Raw genomic sequence first — 20,053 nt, forward strand, 5'->3', positions numbered from 1 at the left:
CCCCCCCCCCCCCCCCCCCCCCCCCCCCCCCCCCCCCCCCCCCCCCCCCCCCCCCCCCCCCCCCCCCCCCCCCCCCCCCCCCCCCCCCCCCGCCGGGCGGTCGCGCCAGGTACGGTCGGGGCGTGAGTGTGAACGACGAGCAGAACGAACCGCGGGACCGGCACGAGTCGACCCGCCATGACCGGCTGGGCGAGAAGCTGCCGATCCGGATGCTGCACGACCGGGTCCTGGTCAGGACCGAGGCCGGCGAGGGCGAGCGCCGCTCGACCGGCGGCATCCTGATCCCGGCCACCGCCGAGCTGTCGAAGAGGTGCACCTGGGCGGAGGCCGTCGCGGTCGGGCAGAGCGTCCGGTCGGTGGAGCCCGGCGACCGGGTGCTGTACGACCCGGAGGACAAGCTGGAGGTCGAGGTCCGCGGCGCGACGTACATCCTGCTGCGCGAGCGCGACCTGCACGCGGTGGCGGCCGAACGACTGAAGGACTCGGAGGGCTCGACCGGGCTCTACCTCTGACCTGCCGGGCGGCGTCAGGCCCCCTCCCGGGTGACCGGGAGGGGGCTTCGCCTTGGCCGGGCCACAGCGTGCACGGAGAGGCGGGTAACACCCTGCTGGATCATCCCGTCGAGCAGGCCCCGCATCGTGATCCCGTCCTCCTCGGACCGTGATTCCCGCACAAGTTGCCGCTGGGCAAGCCAACTTGATCAGAAGTCATACGTGAGACGACCGCTCGCCCGATCCTGGGGGATTCGTGCAGTCCGCGTGCCACGTTCCGTCCGTCCAACCGGCAGAACGCTGATGACCCCGGCGGTGCACGAACACCCCGGGGCCAGGCACTAGGAGAGTCCAACTCCCAACGCGCGTCCATCGTAGCGCCCAGGCGCACCATTTCACCGTCCTACCGAACGGCCTGCTCCAGGACCGTCGGCTCGGCTACACTGCCCGCGGCCTGCTGGCCGACCTCCTCTCCCGCCCGGACGGCTGGCGCGAGGACGGCAAGTCGATGGCCGACACCAGCCCGCAGGGCCGCGGCGCGATCCGCAGGGCCCTCAAGGAACTCACCGACGCGGGTTACTACCGCGTCGACAGGTTGCGGATGCCGGACGGCACCTTCCGCTCCGAGTCCCACGTCTTCGACACCCCGCAGCTGGCCGCGCCGAGTGCCGACCCTCCGGACCCCGGCGGGGCGAAGGCCCGCCCGGCCGTCCTCCCTCCGGTAAAGAAACCGGTGAAAGAACCCACCCTCCCCGCCGATCAGTTGACCGACTCGCCTGCGGCGCTGACGCCGTACCGGGTGCTCAGAACCGAGCCACGCCTGCGCCTCGGCGCGGCCGAGGCCCTGGAGTTGGCGCCCCTGGTCGCGCAGTGGCTCGAACGCGGCTGCACCACGGGCGAGTTGACTCAGGCCCTGCTGTCCGGCCTGCCCGCCACCGTGTACTCCCCGGTCGGCATGCTCCGCGACCGACTGGAGCGCAAGATGCCGCCCGTCCACCTGCCGGCCCCTGTCCCCGCCGCGGCCCGGCCCCCCGAGTGCCCCGAGTGTCACGACCCCGTGCCCCAACCGGGCATCTGCCGCCCGTGCGCCGGTCTCGGCGGCCGCACGGTCGCGGTCGGCGGCGGCGCGGCGGCCACTCCACGCGGCGTCGCCCGGGCCCGAGCCGCCATGCGTGCCACCAGGGCCACCCTGGGCCTGGGCGTCTGCGGATCACCGGCCCTGTAGGGCCCGCGCACGAGCCGGGGCGTGGTCTACGGGCGCCAGCGCTGACTCTCCCGGTTGAGTTGCCGGACCGCCTCCCGCAGCCGCGCCGTGGTTCCCGACTCGGGCGGTGCCGGTAGGGGCGGCGGGGGCGGATCGCCCTGCTCAGCAGGCTCGGGCTCGTGGCCGGATACGGTCGGCTCGCCGGTCACGTTCTGACCCGCTTGCAGGGGGATTCGCCACGGTGCCGGGATCGCAGTACGCGAATGTCGGTGATTCGCGAGTAGTCGTACGCCGCACGGGCATTGGACGCCTGTGCGTCCAACCGGACACAGACGGAACAGTCGTCCTGGCTGGTGGCACTACGCGGCATCGCGTGTCCACTCGGCGTCCGGGCGCCCGATCAGGGCGGTGATGGCTTCGGGGCTCATGCGCCTGCTATCGGGGCACGTGGCGCCCCCGCACCGGCAGAACGGCCAGTCCGTCGGCATTCCGCGCCCTTTTCCCCCGAGTCGGTCGAAGAACCGTGGGTCGTAGTCCTCCAGCGGGTTCCCCGGAGACTTCTGGCCGCGCGTTCGCAAGTACTCGCGAATCTCGTGGTAGCTCATGACGGCAGACATGACTGGCTCCCCGTCGCATCGGTATCCGCTGGGTGAGCCATGACGATATCGGGACGCCGGCAGGGGCTGCCACAATATTCCCGTCGCCGACTAAAGATCTCCCCGGAACATCGCGGACCACTCGAACAGCTGTCTTCTGGAGTCTTCTCCGAACACTGCGTGGCGCTCGTAGAGTGAAAACACTTCGAGATGCTCGGCGATATCTCGGGGATCCTGGAAGACCATGCGACCGGTGAAGGTTTCCACTGTCACAAGTCGATCGTCGTACACAGTGAACGTGTTCATCGGCCCGCGGGACAGCACGGTGCCAAAAGGGATCACGCCGAGCCGGACATTAGGCAGGTGAGAAAGTGATGCCAGTCGCTCGACCTGTACCGACATGGCGATCGGCTCGATAGTCGCCCACCGCACGGCCTGTTCGGTGAGTATGAACGTGAAGGACTTCGTCCGGTCATAAGAGCACCGCCTGCCGCTCAAGCTTGCGGGCGACCGTCCTGCTGATGTCACCTGGACAGTGGGCGAGGCTGGCCCTGACGTACTCCGGCGTAGCCAGCAGGCCCGTGATCATTGCCGGGAGGAAGTACCGCAGGTGACGAGCGCTGATCTCCAGTGCGGCCAGCTCTGTCTGCCGCTTCTCCAGTCCGGCCCGCCAGGACGCCCGGGCCTCTTGCCACTGCGTGTTGGCGGCCCTGGCCATGGCCGAGATCTCCTCGACCAGCTCCGGGGGCGCGTCAACCGCCCGAAGGATTCGTTCCACCTCGACCAGCGTCGGGACCTTCTTGCCGGTCTCGATCTTGCTGATGGTGCTCTGCGTCATGGAACAACGCCTAGCGAGCCGGTCCCCAGTGAGACCGGCTCGCTTGCGTAGCTCTCGAAGCTTTCCAGCCAGGTCAGATTTCGACTGACCCAGCTGTTCGGGATCCAGCGTCACTCACCCATGCTCCTTCACGTACTCCGAGAAGGGGACCGACTCGGCCATCGCCAACCGCTTCCAGGTCACAAAGGGCTGAGGATCGCCCCCGAACACCTCGCGGCTGATTTGCGTGCCGTCCGGCCGGTAGTTCATCAGGACCACCCTGGAGTCATCGAAGATCCAGAAATCCTGATCCGGCAGCCCTGGATTCTCCCGGTCCGTCAGGTCGAGAATCCTGACCCCTTCACCGGCCGCCACATTGTGCAGGTAGTACGCGAACTCGAACCGGAGATACTCCGTCAGTGGGCGGGTGAGCACATGCACGCGCCCGACGCTGCGTCCGGTGTTGCGATAACCCTGAATCCGATCGGTCCACTCCACGGTGTCGGCGGCGGTGACCAGCTGGCCGGCCTGGAAACGCCGGATGGCCTCTTCCTCGTGCGGCATCGTGTAGACGGGATGCGTCTCCAGCCGCCATGCGTCGCGCTTCATGGCGTCGAAGTACGCTCGCCAGTCGCTACCATCCAAGAGCATGGACAGCCTCCCGCAGGATGTGCTCGGGGATCTCCACCAACGACTCACCGTCCGGCGCCGTGAAGCCGGCGAACGAGTCGCCCTGGACCACGAAGGTGCCTCGGTCGGTGGCGTAGACGTTGGGGCAGTCGTCGCCCCCGCACTCGCCCGAACCGTTGCCATTGCCCGTCCCTGTCAGTCGAGTGAGCCCCGGCTTGTCAGCCATGATGAACCCCCTTGCCTGCGGCCCTGATTGAGCCGGCCCCGGACAACGCTACGTAGTTCGCCCACGGCGTGCTACGCGCACGCGGGATTATTCCCGCCTTTGCTTAAAGATCTTGCCGAGGTCAACCGCCAGAACGAGATCGTCATCGACGTCCTGGGTGGTACCTGATGACGTGGCGCGCGTGACGGCGGGGATGCATCGCGTGGCCAAAACGGCGACCGGACCGATCAGGAACGGAGAAGCGCGGTCACCGCGCCGCGGCTGGTGTGACCGTCGTGGACAGCGCGGTGCACGACCGTGTCGACAATGGAGACCCAGACGCACTGCTCGAAGCTGGTCGCCCCGCGCCGGGCGATGCCGGCGGGGACCGCGAAGGCTGCCCCTGCCCAACAGATGGAGACACGATGAGCAAGGCCAAGAAGGCGGACCCGCGGTCGCCCGCGCCGCACGTTGCCGACAGTCACGATCTGATCCGCGTGCACGGCGCGCGCGAGAACAACCTCAAGGACGTCAGCATCGAGATCCCGAAGCGCCGGCTGACGGTGTTCACCGGCGTCTCCGGCTCGGGCAAGAGCTCCCTGGTGTTCGACACGATCGCCGCGGAGTCGCAGCGGCTGATCAACGAGACCTACAGCGCCTTCGTGCAGGGCTTCATGCCGACGCTGGCGCGGCCCGAGGTCGACGTACTCGACGGGCTGACGACCGCGATCATCGTCGACCAGCAGCGGATGGGCGGCGATCCCCGCTCCACGGTCGGCACCGCCACCGACGCCAACGCGATGCTGCGCATCCTCTTCAGCCGGCTGGGCGAGCCGCACATCGGCTCACCCAACGCGTTCTCCTTCAACGTCGCGTCGATCCGGGCGAGCGGGGCGATCACGGTCGAACGCGGTGCCGCCAAGACCGAGAAGGTGACCTTCACCCGCACCGGCGGCATGTGCCCGCGCTGCGAAGGACGGGGGGCGGTCTCCGACATCGACCTCACCCAGCTCTTCGACGACTCCAAGTCGCTCGCCGAGGGCGCGCTCACCATCCCCGGCTACAAGGCCGGCGGCTGGAACTACCGGCTCTACAGCGCCTCGGGCTTCTACGACCCGGACAAGCCGATCCGCAAGTACACCAAGAAGGAGCTGCACGACTTCCTCCACCGCGAGCCGACCAGGATGAAGATCGCGGGCATCAACATGACCTACGAGGGTCTGGTCCCGCGGATCCAGCGGTCGCTCCTCGCCAAGGACCGGGAGGGGATGCAGCCGCACATCCGGGAGTTCGTGGACCGGGCGGTCACCTTCACCGCCTGCCCCGAATGCGGCGGCACCCGGCTCAGCGAGGCGGCCCGGTCCTCGCGGATCGGCGGGACCAACATCGCCGACGCCTGCGCGATGCAGATCAGCGACCTGGCCGCATGGGTCCGCGGCCTCGACGAGCCTTCGGTGGCGCCGCTGCTCGCGTCGCTGCGGCAGACCCTCGACTCGTTCGTGGAGATCGGCCTCGGCTACCTCTCGCTCGACCGGCCGGCGGGCACGCTGTCGGGCGGCGAGGCGCAGCGCGTCAAGATGATCCGCCACCTCGGCTCCTCGCTCACCGACACCACCTACGTCTTCGACGAGCCCACCACGGGCCTGCACCCCCATGACATCCAGCGGATGAACGACCTGCTGCTGCGGCTGCGGGACAAGGGCAACACGGTGCTCGTCGTGGAGCACAAGCCGGAGGTGATCGCGATCGCCGACCACGTCGTCGACCTCGGCCCCGGTGCCGGTGCCGCGGGCGGGACGGTCTGCTTCGAGGGCACCGTCCAGGGACTGCGGGCCAGCGGCACCACCACCGGTCGCCATTTCGACGACCGGGCCGCCCTCAAGGAGACGGTGCGCAAGCCCACCGGCACGCTTCCGATCCGCGGTGCGACGACGCACAACCTGCGCGACGTCGACGTCGACATCCCGCTCGGGGTGCTGGTCGTCGTCACCGGTGTCGCCGGCTCCGGCAAGAGCTCGCTCGTGCACGGCTCGCTGGTCAACGGTTCGGCGGCCGCCGGTACGGGCGTGGTGTCGATCGACCAGGGCGCGATCCGCGGCTCGCGACGGAGCAACCCGGCGACGTACACCGGACTGCTCGACCCGATCCGCAAGGCGTTCGCGAAGGCCAACGGCGTGAAGCCGGCGCTCTTCAGCGCCAACTCCGAGGGCGCCTGCCCCACCTGCAACGGCGCCGGCGTCATCTACACCGATCTGGCGATGATGGCCGGCGTCGCGACCCCCTGCGAGGAGTGCGAGGGCAAGCGGTTCGAGGCGTCGGTCCTGCACCACCACCTCGGCGGCCGCGACATCAGCGAGGTGCTCGCGATGTCGGTGACCGAGGCCGAGGAGTTCTTCGGTGCCGGTGAGGCGCGCACGCCGGCCGCGCACCGCATCCTCGGCCGGCTCGCCGACGTCGGGCTCGGCTACCTCACCCTGGGCCAGCCGCTCACCACGCTGTCCGGCGGCGAGCGGCAGCGGCTCAAGCTGGCCACCCACATGGCCGAGAAGGGCGGCGTCTACGTCCTGGACGAGCCGACCACCGGCCTCCACCTCGCCGACGTCGAGCAGCTGCTCGGCCTGCTCGACCGACTCGTCGACTCCGGCAAGTCGGTCATCGTCATCGAGCACCACCAGGCGGTCATGGCGCACGCCGACTGGATCATCGACCTCGGTCCCGGCGCCGGCCACGACGGTGGCCGGATCGTCTTCGAGGGCGCGCCCGCCGACCTCGTCGCCGCCCGCTCCACCGTCACCGGCGAGCACCTCGCGGCCTACGTGGGCACATCGGGGTGAGGAAGCCGGGTGCCGTGACGCCCGACGGCCGAGGTGGCCGGTGGGCGTCACGGACGGTTCCGGTCACGTCCGCCGGCGGTGCTCCAGGGGCCGGTGTTCCGGACGGGCGTCAGGAGTCGTCGGCGGGGCCGAGGTGACCGTAAATGTCGGGAATGGTCGCCGCGATGGGCCGGGAGAGGTCGACGAGGGGGTCGGAGTAGTTGGGGTAGGCGCCGGCCGGGACGCTCAGTTCGACGTAGGCACTGCGCTGGGTGACGGTGAGGCGGTAGCCGCCGTGGCCGTCCTTCTCGATGTACCACTGGACGCCGGAGACGTACGGTCCGGGGGCGATCCGGTTCGCCCAGACCCTGAGGGACTTCGGGCGGGGGACTCCGCAGCGCAGGACCGTACGGGGTGAGCTGCTCCAAACCGCCACGTACGGCGAGGCGGTGGGGCCGGTGCGGCGGTGGCCCTGGACGGTCGCGGGCAGGGCCGTGGCCAGCGCTCGGCAGTGGTCCGCGACCTGACCCCGCGGCTCGGGCGCGGTGACCGGCGGCTCCCAGGTCGTCCCGGACCAGGTGACGAGCGCGAGGCAGGCGAGCAGCGCGGCCGGCAGGAGCGGCCACCGGACCGTGGCCGGTAAGGCGCGGAGGGGCCGGGTGAGGCGTGAGGGCATGCCGCCATCCTGGTGGGCCGCGACCGCGAGCCGGCCGCCGGGGGTACCGACGGTCGGCCCGCGGGATGGGCAGCGGATCAGTGGGTGATCCGGTCGCCGCCGACGGGTCACCTCGGGGGCCGGTGTCGAGGACGCCGTCGCCGTTGAGGTCACCGGCCACCGTGCGTGCGGTGCTCCCGGGCTTCGGCGGGCAGTTCGGAGCGGCGGCCGGGAAGGCGTCGAGGTGGTCCGCCGCGAACGGCAGGTCGTAGAAGGCCAGCAGGCCGGTGCCGTTGTCGTTGGTGATCCACGGGCCCGCGCCGTCGTGTCCGACGTAGCTGATGCCGTTGGCGCCGGTGGCCGGGCCGCTGAGCCGCAGGGAGATCTCGCCGGGTGCGGCCGCGAACGAAATGGCCGTGGCGGAAGTGTCGTTGACGATGAATCAGCGGTCGAGCAGCACGGCATGTTCAGGTGGTCGGTGGTGTTGCGCAGTGCGATGGTGATCCGGCTGTGGTCCGCGTTGGAGTACCAGGCCTTCAGCGGGTTCGGCGGGGTGCTGGCGACCGCGCCGCCGCCGTGGAGGTCGTGCGGCGACCGTCGCGAAGTCGTGGTCGGCCAGGGTCCGGTAGCCGCCGTGGTAGTAGTAGTGACAGTTGTCCGGCCCCTGGTCGTCAACGCCGGTGGTGGAGAGCACGGTTACGCCGGGGATGTCGCCGAACTCGCGCTGGGCCTCCCGCTCCTCGTAGGAGGGCTGCTCGGCGCCGGAGGGCAGCTGGCAGCCGTTGCGGATCTGGTGCGGGTAGATGTGCTGGAGGCCGGGGTGGTCGGACTTCCACGCGCTCACCAGGGAGTTGAAGCCCGAGGTCTGCGCGGCGACGTTGTCGTTGTCGGATTCGCCCTGGTACCAGAGGATGCCGCGGGCCTGGTTCCGCACGCCGGCCCGGGCGGTCCGGTCCAGCAGGCGGCCGTAGTTGGAGTTCGCGTCACCGTGGTCGCCCGAGGTGGGCTGGAAGAACCAGATCGGCATGGCCTCCTGGCCGCCGGTCAGGATGGCGACCGGGACGCCGTAGGTGGTGACGATCCGCTCGCCCATCCGGACCGCGTACTGGCCCACCACGCCGGAGGCCTGGTAGCCGTCGCCCTGGGCCTCCTGCCAGGTGTCGTCCTGGGTCGAGGCGGTCGGGTCGCCGGTGGACGAGCCGAAGGTCCGCACCCAGGACGACTGGTCGCCGGCACTGCTGTTGGCCGCAGTCATGTCGTAGCGCTGCCGGGCGGTCGAGTTGGACCGGCCGTTGACCAGGTAGACATCGCCGGCGACGACGTCCGGCCACGAGTCCTGGAGCGTGGTGGCCGATCCGATCGAGTACAGCGAGAACGAGTAACCGTGCGGACCGGCCTGGATCTCAGGCGAGAACGAGAAGGTCTTGCCGCTGCCGTCGCCCGGGACGGTGGTGCTGGAGACCTGCGGCCCGTCCCGGGCGACGTCCAGCCGCACCGCGGTGGCGTCGTCCTGCTCCACCTGGCCGGATATCCGCCCGGTCGCCGCCGGTGGGCCACATCGGCGAGCCGCCGGAGAGGTGGCCGGTGCCGTGACCGGTGTGGCGGCGCATGTCGTGCTCGGCGTCGGTGCCCGCGATGTCGGTCTTGCCGGTGCCGAGGAAGTCGCCCGCCGTCATGGCCTGGAAGCCCTTCCAGTCGCCACCGGCGTGCCACCTCAGGGTTACCGCCGGACGGGTGGCCCCGCCCGCCGCCGGTGCAGGGGCGGATGTCGTGCTCGGCGTCGGTGCCCGCGATGTCGGTCGAGGTGACCGGGGCGGGCGGACGGCGGTGCGCGGAGCCGGGACGAGCTGCCGCGCGGGGCGGTCGGGTGCCGCACGTTCGGCGTAAGCGAGGTGGCCGGGCCGGGTGGGCTGGCCCAACGTGTGGAGCAGGGCGTACGCCTGTTCCCCCACTCCCCACCCACGAGGAGACCCAATTCCCATGCGTGCCATATGGAAGGCCGCGGCGCTGACCGCGGCACTCAGTCTGAGCGCGGTCACGGTGGCGGTCGCCGCCGAGGCCGCGAGTTCCGACACCCCCGGGCTGGTCCGGTCGGCGACGGCGGCCACCGCCGCGGTCGCCCCGGCCGCCGTGCCCGGCGCGCAGGCCGTTCAGTCGGGCGGACGGGTGGTCGCACCCGGGCTGACCCTGCCGACCATCCCCGGCATCACCCTCCCGACGCTGCCGGCGCTGCCCACGGCGCTGCCGACCGCGCTCCCCACGGCGCTGCCGACGCTCCCCAACACGGGCGCGCTGACCGCGCTGATCTCCGCCCTGCTGTCGACCATCACCAACCTGCTGAGCGGCCTCGGCCTGCCGGTCACGGTCCCGTCCCTGCCCGCCCTGCCGAACGGGCCGGCGAAGGGCTCGGAACACCGCATGATGCTCGACGACAAGACCAGGGCGAACCTGCAGCACGCGGCCGACGAGCTCAAGGAAGCGCTGAACGCGCTGAACGCGAGGAAGTAGTCGGCGAGTCGGGAGCCGGTGGGGGAAGCGGCGACGGAGGCAGGGGAGCCGAGCCCCGGCGGGCCGCGAGCCCGGGACGGTACGCCCGTCCCGGGCTCAGGGCTGCGCGGTCGCGGGCTGCGTCGGCGACGCCGGGGCGGCCGGGCGCGGCGGCCGGGCCGGCCCGCCGGTCGCGGGGTGCGCCGGCTTGCCGGGGCCGTTCGGCCGCTTGGCGTTCGGCCGCGGCGGCGCGGCGGGGTGCGGCGCGGGGGACGAGGCGGGCCGTTGGTTGCCCGCGCTCGGCCGGAGGTCGAAGGCCGCCACGGGTGTCCTCGCCAGCGCCGCGCTCATGTACGCGGTCCAGATCGCGGTCGGGAACGCCCCGCCGTTGACCCGGGTGAGCCCGCCGGTACCGTTCAGCGGCAGCTTGCCGTGGGTCACCGGATTCTCGCGGAACAGGCCTACCGCGGCGGTGAGTTGGGGTGTGTAGCCGGCGAACCAGGCGGACAGGTTCTGGTCCGTGGTGCCGGTCTTGCCCGCCGCCGGTCGGCCCAGCGCGGCGGCCGCCGCGCCGGTCCCGGCCGGGCCGAGCACGTCCTGCAGCACACCGGTGACGGCGTCCGCGGTGCCCCGGTCGAGTGCGGCGCGGGCCGGGTGGACGGGCAGCCGGGGCAGCCCGTCACGCCGGCCGACCCGGTCGATCGCGCTGACCGCCCACGGGGTGATCGCCTGCCCGTGGTTGCCCAGCGCCGCGTACACCGCGGCCAGGTCGAGCGCGCTGGGGGTCGCGGTGCCCAGCGTCATCGAGGTGTCGTCGGCGCGCATCGCCTGGACGTTCTCCGGGATGCCGAGCGCGATCGCGGTGCGCCGGACGTCGGCCAGGTCGGCGTCCACGCCCTCCTGCGCGTAGACCGTGTTGACCGACTTCACCATCGCCTGGCGCAGCGTGATCGGGCCGTAGTCCACGTCGCCCTCGTTGGCCGGGGCGTAGGGTGTCGGGCCGCCCACCACGTCGCGTTCGCTGTCGCCGTCGTAGACCGTCTCGGTCGTGATGGCCTTGCCGTCCTGGGTGTGGTGACCGCCCTTCAGGCCGGCCGCGAGTTCGATCGGCTTGAAGGTGGAGCCGATCGGATTGTCCTGCCGCAGGGCGTCGTTGTACGGCTGGGTCGTGTAGTCCGGGCCGCCGTAGACCGCGACGATCCGCCCGCTGGTGGTCTCCACCGAGGCGCCGGCGACCCGGACGTCGGTGTCGCTGCCGGGGCGCGCGGCCGGGTTGAGCACGGTGTGGAGCTGCCGGTGGACGGCGTCCGTGAAGGCGTCCTGGCGGTCCTTGTCGAAGGTGGTGGTGATCCGCCAGCCGCCGGCCCGGAGGGTGGCGGCGTCCAGGGTGCCGGTGGCGGCCAGGTAGTCGTCGGCGATCTGCACCAGGTAGCCGGCCTGGCCGCCGAGCCCGGCGGCGGGCTGCGGGTCGAGCGGCTCGGGGAAGGTGAGGGGGGCTCGGGCGGCCGGCTCCAGCCAGTGCCGGTCGACCATGGCGTCCAGCACGTAGTTCCAGCGGGCGATCGCCTTGTCACGGTTGCCGGGGGTGGCGGTGCGGACGTCGTAGCTGCTCGGCGCCTGCAGCACGGCGGCCAGGTAGGCGCCCTGGGCGCAGGTCAACGCGCTGGCGTCGACGCCGTAGTAGGCGCGCGCGGCGGCCTGGACGCCGTAGGCGTTGCGGCCGAAGTAGCTGGTGTTGAGGTAGCCGGCCAGCAGGGTGTCCTTGCTCTCCTCGCGGTCCACCTTGAGCGCGATGAGGACCTCCTTGAGCTTGCGGGTGAGGGTCTGGTCCTGGGTCAGGTAGTAGTTCTTGACGTACTGCTGGGTGATCGTCGAACCGCCCTGCAGCCCGCGGCCGGTGAGGGTGTTCCAGGCGGCGCGCAGCATGCCCTTCAGGTCGATGCCGTTGTTCTGGTAGAAGCTGCGGTCCTCGGCGGCGACCACGGCGTGCCGGGTGTCGGCACTGATCCGGTCGATCGGGACGTTCTCGCGGTTCACCGCACCGGTGCGGGCCAGTTCGCTGCGGCCGTCGGACCAGTAGTAGATGTTGCTCTGGGCGAGCGCGTGGGCGTTCGGGTCGGGGATCGGAACCATCCGGTAGAGCGTCATGAAGGCCGCTGCGCCCAGCAGGAGCAGTCCGACGGTGGTGCCGAGGAGCAGCCGCCAGGTGGGGATCAGCCGGCGGTGGAGGGGGAGCGCCCGGCGCGCGGCCCGGCGCGCGTGGCGTCTGGCGCGGCGCCGGTCGCGGCGGTGCGGGCCGCGGTGCCGGGGCGGCACGCCGGACCGTTGCGGCGCATCCGGGGCATCCGGGTGCGGCTGCGGGTACGGCTCCAGGGTCATGAGGGGGATTATGGGTGATTTGTCGCAGAATTCCGTGAATATCGGACCGGCTCCGCCGCCGTGCCCCCGCCCGGAAATCGCCTGCACGCCGCCGTCGGCGCCGCTACGGTGGTTCGACACAACCGCATACCCGCCCAGCCTCGCCCGGCGCCCGGCCCCCCGGTGCCCACCGGTCGGGGCTGTTGGGCGCGCCCGCGCGTACGCGCGTCGGGCTGCATCCGGCTGCGGCGGGCCGTGGTGGTGCTGTCGTCCGGGGCGGCGGTCGCCCCGCAGAAATGTCGATAAGGAGATAATGATGGCAACGTCGGCCAGGCTCTACCTGGCCATCGCCCACGGCGCGTTCCGCCGCTACTCGACATACCGCGCGGCGACGGTGGCCGGGGCCTTCACCAACACGGTCTTCGGCGTCATCCTCGCCTCGACCTTCCTGGCCCTGTGGCGGGCCAGACCCGGCCTCGGCGGCTACGACACCGCCCAGGCCGTCACCTACATCTGGGTCAGCCAGTCGCTGCTGGTGGTGGTGGCGGTCTGGGGCGGCGGCTTCCAGGACGAACTCCAGGAGCGGTTCCGCACCGGCGACATCGCCGTCGACCTCTACCGGCCGGTGGACTTCCAGGGCTGGTGGCTGGCCACCGACCTCGGCCGGGCCGGATTCCAGCTGCTGGCCCGCGGCCTGGTCCCGATGGCCTTCGGGCTGCTGGCCTTCCACGCCCGGCTGCCGCGCTCGGCGACCACCTGGCCGCTCTTCCTGCTCTCCGTACTGCTCGCCGTGGTGGCCAGCTTCGGGCTGCGCTTCCTGGTCTCGATCACCGGCTTCTGGCTGCACGACTCCGACGGGGTCAGGGCGTTGATGCTGGTGGCCGGCATGTTCTTCTCCGGCATGCTGCTGCCGATCGCGCTCTTCCCGCACACGCTGCGCACCCTCGCCGGGCTGCTGCCGTTCGCGGCGTTGATCCAGGTGCCCAGCGACATCTTCCTCGAGCGCAGGACCGGTTGGGCCGCGTTCGACGGTCTCGGCTTCCAACTCCTCTGGGCTGTCCTGCTGTTGGCCGTCGGCCGGGCCGGGCAACGGCTCGCCACCCGGAAGGTGGTGGTCCAGGGTGGCTGACTCCCTCGCGGTCCGGGCCGGTTGGGCGGTGCGCTCGTGGCGGCTGACCGCCGCGATGTGGATGCGGGCCGCGCTGGCCTACCGGGCCTCCTTCGCGTTGATGCTGGCCGCCAACTTCTGCACCAACTCCCTGGAGTTCGTGGTGGTGCTGCTGATGTTCCGGCACACCGACACGCTCGGCGGCTGGACCCTGCCCGAACTCGCCCTGCTCTACGGCACGTCGGGCTTCGCGCTCGGCACGGCCGACCTGCTGGTCGGCTCGGTGGACGCGCTCGGCGCGCGGATCCGGGCCGGCACCCTGGACGTGATGCTGATCCGGCCCGCCCCGGCGCTCTCCCAGATCTGCGCCGAGCGGTTCACGCTGCGCCGGCTCGGCCGCCCGCTCCAGGCGCTGGTGGTGCTCGGCTGGTCGGTGAACGTGCTGCCGGTCCAATGGAGTTGGGACAAGGTGCTGTTGCTGGCCGTGCTGCTGGCCAGCGGCACGGTGATCTTCGGGGCGCTCTTCGTCATCGGCGCCACCCTGCAGTTCTGGTGGGGCGAGGCCGCGGAGTTGCAGAACTCCTTCACCTACGGCGGCGGGGTGCTGCTGCACTACCCGCCGACCGTCTTCGCCAAGGAGCTGGTCGCCGGGGTGACCTTCGGGATCCCGCTGGCCTTCGTCAACTGGCTCCCGCTGCTGCACATCCTCGGCCGCCCGGACCCGCTCGGGCTGCCGTCCGCGTTCCATTTCGCCTCGCCGGTGGCCGCGGCCTGCTGCGTGCTGGTCGCCGGGTTCGCCTGGCGGGCCGGGCTGCGGGCCTACCGCGGCGCCGGCAACTGACCGGTCCCACCCATCGTGAGGAGCAGACCATGGCATTGATCGAACTCGACGACGTGGCAAGGACGTTCACCATCCGCTCGAAGGCCGGCCGGTTCCGCCGGACCCGCCGCGAGGTCCGCGCGGTGGACGGGCTGAGCTTCACCGTGACGGCCGGCGAGTGCGTCGGCTACATCGGGCCGAACGGCGCCGGCAAGTCCACCACGATCAAGATGCTCACCGGCATCCTGGTGCCCAGCGGCGGCCGGCTGCGGGTGGCCGGAGTGGACCCGGCGCGCGACCGGGTCCGGCTGGCCCGCCGGATCGGAGTGGTCTTCGGGCAGCGCACCACGCTCTGGTGGGACCTGCCGCTGCGCGACTCCTACGAACTGGCCCGCCGGATCTACCGGATCCCGGACCACCGCTACCGGGCCAACCTCGACCGCTGCGTCGAGCTGCTGGAGCTCGGGCCGCTGCTCGACACCCCGGTCCGCCAGCTCTCGCTCGGCCAGCGGATGCGCGGCGACCTGGCCGTCGCGCTGCTGCACGACCCGCGGGTGCTCTACCTGGACGAGCCGACCATCGGGCTGGACGTGGTGAGCAAGACCCGGGTCCGGGAGTTCCTCCGCGAGGTCAACGCACAGGGCACCACCGTGCTGCTCACCACGCACGACCTGACCGACATCGAGCAGCTCTGCGGCCGGGTGATGGTGATCGACCACGGTCGGCTGGTGCACGACGGCGACCTCGCCGGCCTGCACGCGGTCGGCGGCAGCGAGCGGACCCTGGTGGTCGACCTGGTCCGGCCGGCGCCGCCGATCGAGCTGCCCGGCGCCCGGGTGGTCAAGGTCGAGGGCGCCCGGCAGTGGCTGGCCTTCCCGGCCCGGCAGAGCGCGGCCCCGCTGGTCGCCGCGGTGGCCGAGCGCTACCCGCTGCTGGACCTCTCGGTGCGCGAGCCGGCCATCGAGGAGGTGATCGCCCGCATGTACGGCCAGGTGCCGATCGGCTGACGGATCGGTTGGCCGAGCCGGCTCACCGGGCCGGCCGACGAGGTCGCCCCGCCCCGGGCGGGGTGACCCTGATCTCCCCCGGAGCCGCCGGACCGGAGGGGGTGGAAGGGCGACCGGTCGGTAAGACTGGTCGGGTGGAGAGTGAGAACGAGGTGGCGGTCACCGCGCCGGGCGTCCGGTTCACCGCCAAGGACCAGGAGAAACGACGCGGCGTCCGGCGGATGAAGACCATCGCGACCGGCTTGCTGGCCTTCGCCACGCTGGTCTACGCCCTGGCCACCTGGGCCGGCGCGGCGGGCTGGGGCAGCTGGACGGGGTACGTCGCGGCGGCGGCCGAGGCCGGCATGGTCGGTGCGCTGGCCGACTGGTTCGCCGTCACCGCGCTGTTCCGGCGCCCGTTCGGCCTGCCGATCCCGCACACCGCGATCATCCCGACCAAGAAGGACGCCTTCGGCAAGACGCTCGGCGACTTCGTCGGGGAGAACTTCCTCTCCGCCCAGGTGGTCCGCAGCCGGCTGGCCGCGATCGGCATCGCCCGCCGGTTCGGCGAGTGGCTGGCCGCGCCCGGCAGCGCCGAGCGGGTCACCCGGGAGGCGTCGGCCGCGCTGCGCGGCGTGCTCGCGGTGCTGCGCGACGAGGACGTCCAGGCGGTGGTGAGCGAGGCGGTGACCCGGCGGGCCGCGGCCGCCCAGGTCGCCGAGCCGCTCGGCCGGATGCTCGGCAAGGTGGTCGCCGACGGCGGCCACCACGGGGTGGTGGACCTGGTCGCCGTCCGCGCGCACGACTGGCTGGCCGGGCACCACCTCGAGGTGGTGGACAAGGTCGCCCTCAAGTCGCCGGGCTGGACCCCGAGGTTCATCGACCACCAGGTCGGCGAGCGGGTCTACAAGGAGCTGATGCGGTTCGTCACGGCGATCCGGGACGACCCGCAGCACCCGGCACGCGGGGCGATCGACACCTTCCTGGCCGACTTCGCGGTGGAGCTGCAGACCGACCCGGCGACCCAGGAGCGGGTCGAACGGGCCAAGGCCGACCTGCTGGCCCGGACCGAGGTGCAGGACCTGATCGCCTCCTCCTGGGGAGCCGTCCGGGCCCTGGTGCTGGATGCGGCCGAGGACGAGGAGAGCGAGCTGCGCCGCCGGCTGCGCGACGGGCTGTGCTCGTTCGGCCGGCGGCTGGCCAGCGACCGGCGGCTGCAGGCCAAGACGGACGGCTGGCTGCAGGACGCCGCGCAGTACGTGGTGGAGACCTACCGGGCCGAGATCACCTCGCTGATCTCCGAAACCGTGGCGAGCTGGGACGCCGACGAGGCCTCCCGCAAGATCGAGGCGAACGTCGGCCGCGACCTGCAGTTCATCCGGATCAACGGCACGGTGGTCGGCGCCCTGGCCGGACTGCTGATCCACACCCTGTCCAGCGCCCTGGGGTAGCGCCCCGTGCGATGATGCAGGGCCGGGTTGGCGAGGGTTGAGGAGAAGACGTTGTCCCGAGGGATAGAGGCGTTCATCGCCGGGCTGCCGAAGGCCGAGCTGCACGTGCACCACGTCGGCTCCGCCTCACCGCGGGTGGTCGCCGAGCTGGCCGCCCGCTACGAGGGCCGCACCGCGGTGCCGGCCGACCCGGAGGCGCTCGCCGACTACTTCAGCTTCACCGACTTCGCGCACTTCATCGAGGTCTACCTCTCGGTGGTCGACCTGGTCCGGGACGCCGAGGACGTCCGCTCGCTGACCTACGGCGTGGCCGAGGACATGGCCCGCCAGCAGATCCGCTACGCCGAGCTGACCGTCACCCCCTACAGCTCGGTCCGCCGGGGCATCCCGGACGTCGCCTTCATGGAGGCGATCGAGGACGCCCGCAAGAGCGCCGAGCGGGACTTCGGCGTGGTGCTCCGCTGGTGCTTCGACATCCCCGGCGAGGCCGGGCTGGCGGCGGCCGAGGAGACCGCCCGGCTCGCGCTGGAGGTCGGCGCCGAGGGCCTGGTCAGCTTCGGCCTGGGCGGGCCGGAGATCGGCGTGCCGCGGGCGCAGTTCAAGCCGTACTTCGACCGGGCCCGGGCGGCCGGCCTGCGCAGCGTGCCGCACGCCGGCGAGTCGACCGGGCCGGAGACGGTCTGGGACGCGCTGCGGCTGCTCGGCGCCGAGCGGATCGGGCACGGCACCCAGTCCGTCAAGGACCCGGCGCTGCTCGACCACCTCGGCGAGCACCGGATCCCGCTGGAGGTCTGCCCGACCTCCAACCTGGCCACCCGGGTGGTCGAGCGGATCGAGGAGCACCCGATCAAGCAGATGGTCGACGCCGGCCTGCTGGTCACCGTCAACAGCGACGACCCGCCGATGTTCGGCACCGACCTGAACACCGAGTACGCGGTGGCGGCCCGGCTGCTCGACCTGGACGAGGCGGGCGTGGCCGGCCTGGCCCGGAACGCGGTGGAGGCCTCGTTCCTGGACCCGGCCGGCAAGGCGCAACTGACCGCCGAGATCGACGCCTACCTGGCGGCCTGGCCGCGCGGCTGACCGCCACGGTCCTGTAGCCAGGCCCGCTCGGCGGCCGTCCGGGCCGTGGTGGTGAGCAGGTAGAGCCCGGCCGCCAGTGGCACCAGGGCGGCGAAGAGCACCGTGCCGAACGACAGGTACGGCGCGATCGCGGCCCCGGCGCGCGGATCCGACAGCGGGTCAGTTCAGCTGGACGGTAAGGCCGGTGGCGGCGGAGTGGCGGGCCGCCTCGAGCACGGTCAGCGTGGCGACCGCGTCGTTCGGGTCGACCGGCGGTGGAGTGCCGGCGGCCAGCGCGGTGGCCAGGCCCGCGTAGAAGGCGGGGTAGGCGCCGGGCTCGGTGGGGACCGGGGCGCGCTCCTCGTCGGTGCCGAGCAGGCCGTGCAGCGCCGGGTCCTCGACGCCCCACGGGCCGTCGCCCGGGCGGTGGCCGGCCCGCAGCGCGGCCTCCTGCGGGTCCATGCCCCGCTTGACGTAGCCGGCCCGGTCGCCGAGCACCCGCAGCCGCGGGCCGCTCAGCGGCGCCAGCGCGGAGGCCCACAGGTGGGAGCGGGTGCCGCTGGTGTGGGTGAGGGCGAGGAAGACGTCGTCGTCCACCGCCGCCCCGTCCCGCCGGACGTCCACCTCGGCGTAGACGCCGCGGACCGGCCCGAACAGGGTGAGCGCCTGGTCGACCAGGTGACTGCCCAGGTCGTAGAGGGTGCCGCCGACCTCGGCCGGGTCGGCCAGCTCGCGCCAGCCGGCCTTCGGCTTCGGCCGGAACCGCTCGAACCGGGACTCGAAACGGTGCACCCGCCCCAGCGCGCCCTCCTCGACCAGCCGGCGGGCGGTCAGGAAGTCGCCGTCCCAGCGCCGGTTCTGGAAGACCGTCAGCAGCGCGCCCCGGCTCGCGGCCAGCCCGCAGAGCGCCCGGGCCTCGGCCGCGGTGGCGGCCAGCGGCTTGTCCACCACGGTGGCCAGGCCGGCGGTCAGCGCGGCCCGGGCGAGCGGCACGTGGGTCCGGTTCGGGGAGGCGATGACCACGACGTCGTACTCGTCCGCCTCGGCGAGCAGCTGCTCGGGGGTGTCCAGGGCACGGGCGCCGGGGTGCTCGCGGGCCAGCTGCTCGCGGCGCTCGGGGTTGGCGGTGACCACCGCGTCCAGCCGCAGGCCGGGGGTGGTGGCGATCAGCGGGGCGTGGAAGGCGGAGCCGGCCAGCCCGTATCCGATCAGCGCGACACGGTAGGGGGTGCGGGGTGTGGTGCTCATGCCCCCACTCCATCACGCCGGGGCGGTGTCCGGTGGACGGGACGAGGGTGGGACCCGGTGCCGCGGGCCAACTAGGCTGGCCCTGTCGGGGCAGCCAACGGCGCTCCGCCGCTCGTGCTGCGCTGCTGCGCGCGGGTGGCTGCGGCGCATGATCCAGTACCACCACCGCAAGACTCTTGGAGACGTACGTGGCAGAGCGCAAGCCCATCGAGTCCTGGCTGACCGACATGGACGGGGTCCTCATCCACGAGGGCACCCCGATCCCCGGTGCGGACGAGTTCATCCGCCGGCTGAAGGCTTCCGGCAAGCCGTTCCTGGTGCTCACCAACAACTCCATCTACACCCCGCGCGACCTGGCCGCCCGGCTCTCCGGAATGGGCCTGGACGTGCCCGAGGAGTGCATCTGGACCTCGGCGCTGGCCACCGCGAAGTTCCTGGCCGGCCAGCGCCCGGGCGGCACCGCGTACGTGATCGGCGAGGCCGGCCTGACCACCGCGCTCTACCAGGCCGGGTACGTGCTGACCGACAACAGCCCCGACTACGTGGTGCTCGGCGAGACCCGCACCTACAGCTTCGAGGCGCTCACCAAGGCGATCCGGCTGATCAACGGCGGTGCCCGCTTCATCTGCACCAACCCGGACGAGACCGGGCCGTCCACCGAGGGCGTGCTGCCGGCCACCGGTTCCGTCGCGGCACTGATCACCAAGGCGACCGGGGTCGAGCCGTACTTCGTCGGCAAGCCCAACCCGCTGATGATGCGTGAGGCGCTGAACACCGCCGGGGCGCACTCGGAGACCGCGGTGATGGTCGGCGACCGGATGGACACCGACATCGTGGCGGGCATGGAGGCGGGCATGGAGACCGTGCTGGTGCTGACCGGGCTCACCGCGGCGGCGGACGTCGAGCGGTTCCCCTACCGTCCCACCCGGGTGGTCAAGTCGGTCGCCGATCTGGTCGACCTGGTCTGATCCCGGTGGATTCCCGCCCTGTCGGTGTCGCTGTGTAGCGTGCGGGGTGATGGAAGGCGGGGGGCCGTCGGGCCCCCCCCCCCCCCCCCCCGGGGGGGGGGGGGGTTGTGGACCAAGTCGCCCACACCCCAACGAAAGAGGAGGAAAGGGGGAA

Annotated in this window: 17 protein-coding genes and 1 pseudogene; 10 read left to right on the forward strand and 8 right to left on the reverse strand. The window is 72.1% G+C overall.

The annotated features are described in order from the left end of the window. The first annotated feature begins 209 nt into the window (after window positions 1–209). Window positions 210–512: a GroES family chaperonin gene (locus ACZ38L_RS14685; protein WP_396564042.1), complete on the forward strand. Its 303-nt coding sequence runs from the start codon at window positions 210–212 to the stop codon at window positions 510–512. A gap of 487 nt (window positions 513–999) precedes the next feature. Further along, window positions 1,000–1,716: a hypothetical protein gene (locus tag ACZ38L_RS14690; RefSeq protein ID WP_465692786.1), complete on the forward strand. Its 717-nt coding sequence runs from the start codon at window positions 1,000–1,002 to the stop codon at window positions 1,714–1,716. Window positions 1,717–2,402: 686 nt separating this feature from the next. Here ACZ38L_RS14690 and ACZ38L_RS14695 read toward each other — a convergent pair. The 3 genes and pseudogenes from ACZ38L_RS14695 to ACZ38L_RS14705 form a co-directional block, all read right to left on the reverse strand. Next, window positions 2,403–3,243, reverse strand: a pseudogene (locus tag ACZ38L_RS14695) (helix-turn-helix domain-containing protein). After that, entirely contained in the window at window positions 3,244–3,759 is a 516-nt protein-coding gene (locus ACZ38L_RS14700; RefSeq protein ID WP_465692789.1) for a DUF6879 family protein, read from the reverse strand. Then, a complete protein-coding gene (locus ACZ38L_RS14705; RefSeq protein WP_465692791.1) occupies window positions 3,743–3,964 on the reverse strand; it encodes a hypothetical protein in 222 nt (73 codons plus the stop codon). Before ACZ38L_RS14705 ends, ACZ38L_RS14700 begins: the two co-directional genes overlap by 17 nt. A 404-nt stretch (window positions 3,965–4,368) precedes the next feature. On the opposite strand from ACZ38L_RS14705, the gene ACZ38L_RS14710 reads away from it, so the two are divergent. Further along, a complete protein-coding gene (locus tag ACZ38L_RS14710) occupies window positions 4,369–6,777 on the forward strand; it encodes an ATP-binding cassette domain-containing protein (protein WP_465692793.1) in 2,409 nt (802 codons plus the stop codon). Window positions 6,778–6,886: 109 nt separating this feature from the next. Here the strand turns inward: ACZ38L_RS14710 and ACZ38L_RS14715 are convergent, their stop codons facing one another. Together ACZ38L_RS14715 and ACZ38L_RS14720 are read right to left on the reverse strand one after the other, a co-directional pair. Then, window positions 6,887–7,432 (reverse strand): DUF3515 domain-containing protein, encoded by a 546-nt coding sequence (locus ACZ38L_RS14715; RefSeq protein WP_465692796.1) that lies wholly within the window; start codon window positions 7,430–7,432, stop codon window positions 6,887–6,889. Window positions 7,433–7,853: 421 nt separating this feature from the next. Then, complete coding sequence (locus tag ACZ38L_RS14720; RefSeq protein WP_465692798.1) at window positions 7,854–8,930, reverse strand: sialate O-acetylesterase; 1,077 nt, start codon at window positions 8,928–8,930, stop codon at window positions 7,854–7,856. A gap of 461 nt (window positions 8,931–9,391) precedes the next feature. Between ACZ38L_RS14720 and ACZ38L_RS14725 the strand changes: the two genes are divergently transcribed. After that, window positions 9,392–9,919, forward strand: coding sequence for a hypothetical protein (locus ACZ38L_RS14725; protein ID WP_465692800.1), 528 nt, complete (start codon window positions 9,392–9,394; stop codon window positions 9,917–9,919). A 96-nt stretch (window positions 9,920–10,015) separates the two neighbouring features. Here ACZ38L_RS14725 and ACZ38L_RS14730 read toward each other — a convergent pair whose 3' ends face one another. After that, window positions 10,016–12,277, reverse strand: a complete 2,262-nt coding sequence (locus ACZ38L_RS14730; protein WP_465692804.1) for a transglycosylase domain-containing protein — start codon at window positions 12,275–12,277, stop codon at window positions 10,016–10,018. A 292-nt stretch (window positions 12,278–12,569) separates the two neighbouring features. Between ACZ38L_RS14730 and ACZ38L_RS14735 the strand changes: the two genes are divergently transcribed. The 5 genes from ACZ38L_RS14735 to ACZ38L_RS14755 all read left to right on the forward strand — a co-directional run bounded on the left by ACZ38L_RS14735 (window position 12,570) and on the right by ACZ38L_RS14755 (window position 17,704). After that, window positions 12,570–13,385: an ABC transporter permease gene (locus tag ACZ38L_RS14735; protein WP_465692807.1), complete on the forward strand. Its 816-nt coding sequence runs from the start codon at window positions 12,570–12,572 to the stop codon at window positions 13,383–13,385. Then, entirely contained in the window at window positions 13,378–14,205 is an 828-nt protein-coding gene (locus ACZ38L_RS14740) for an ABC transporter permease (protein ID WP_465692809.1), read from the forward strand. Before ACZ38L_RS14735 ends, ACZ38L_RS14740 begins: the two co-directional genes overlap by 8 nt. A gap of 29 nt (window positions 14,206–14,234) precedes the next feature. Next, on the forward strand, window positions 14,235–15,191 hold the full coding sequence (locus ACZ38L_RS14745) for an ABC transporter ATP-binding protein (RefSeq protein WP_465692811.1): 957 nt from the start codon (window positions 14,235–14,237) through the stop codon (window positions 15,189–15,191). 62 nt (window positions 15,192–15,253) lie between these two features. After that, a complete protein-coding gene (locus ACZ38L_RS14750) occupies window positions 15,254–16,621 on the forward strand; it encodes a DUF445 domain-containing protein (protein ID WP_465692813.1) in 1,368 nt (455 codons plus the stop codon). A 51-nt stretch (window positions 16,622–16,672) separates the two neighbouring features. Then, on the forward strand, window positions 16,673–17,704 hold the full coding sequence (locus tag ACZ38L_RS14755; RefSeq protein ID WP_465692815.1) for an adenosine deaminase: 1,032 nt from the start codon (window positions 16,673–16,675) through the stop codon (window positions 17,702–17,704). Here the strand turns inward: ACZ38L_RS14755 and ACZ38L_RS14760 are convergent. Together ACZ38L_RS14760 and ACZ38L_RS14765 are read right to left on the reverse strand one after the other, a co-directional pair. Then, entirely contained in the window at window positions 17,677–17,805 is a 129-nt protein-coding gene (locus tag ACZ38L_RS14760; protein ID WP_465692818.1) for a hypothetical protein, read from the reverse strand. The two genes, ACZ38L_RS14755 and ACZ38L_RS14760, sit on opposite strands and share 28 nt — an antisense overlap. Before the next feature lie 58 nt (window positions 17,806–17,863). Continuing rightward, on the reverse strand, window positions 17,864–18,931 hold the full coding sequence (locus ACZ38L_RS14765; protein WP_465692820.1) for a Gfo/Idh/MocA family protein: 1,068 nt from the start codon (window positions 18,929–18,931) through the stop codon (window positions 17,864–17,866). Window positions 18,932–19,119: 188 nt separating this feature from the next. On the opposite strand from ACZ38L_RS14765, the gene ACZ38L_RS14770 reads away from it, so the two are divergent. Beyond that, window positions 19,120–19,899: an HAD-IIA family hydrolase gene (locus tag ACZ38L_RS14770; RefSeq protein ID WP_396563946.1), complete on the forward strand. Its 780-nt coding sequence runs from the start codon at window positions 19,120–19,122 to the stop codon at window positions 19,897–19,899. Window positions 19,900–20,053: the final 154 nt, after the last annotated feature.

The sequence above is a fragment of the Kitasatospora sp. NPDC024654 genome (assembly GCF_055559155.1).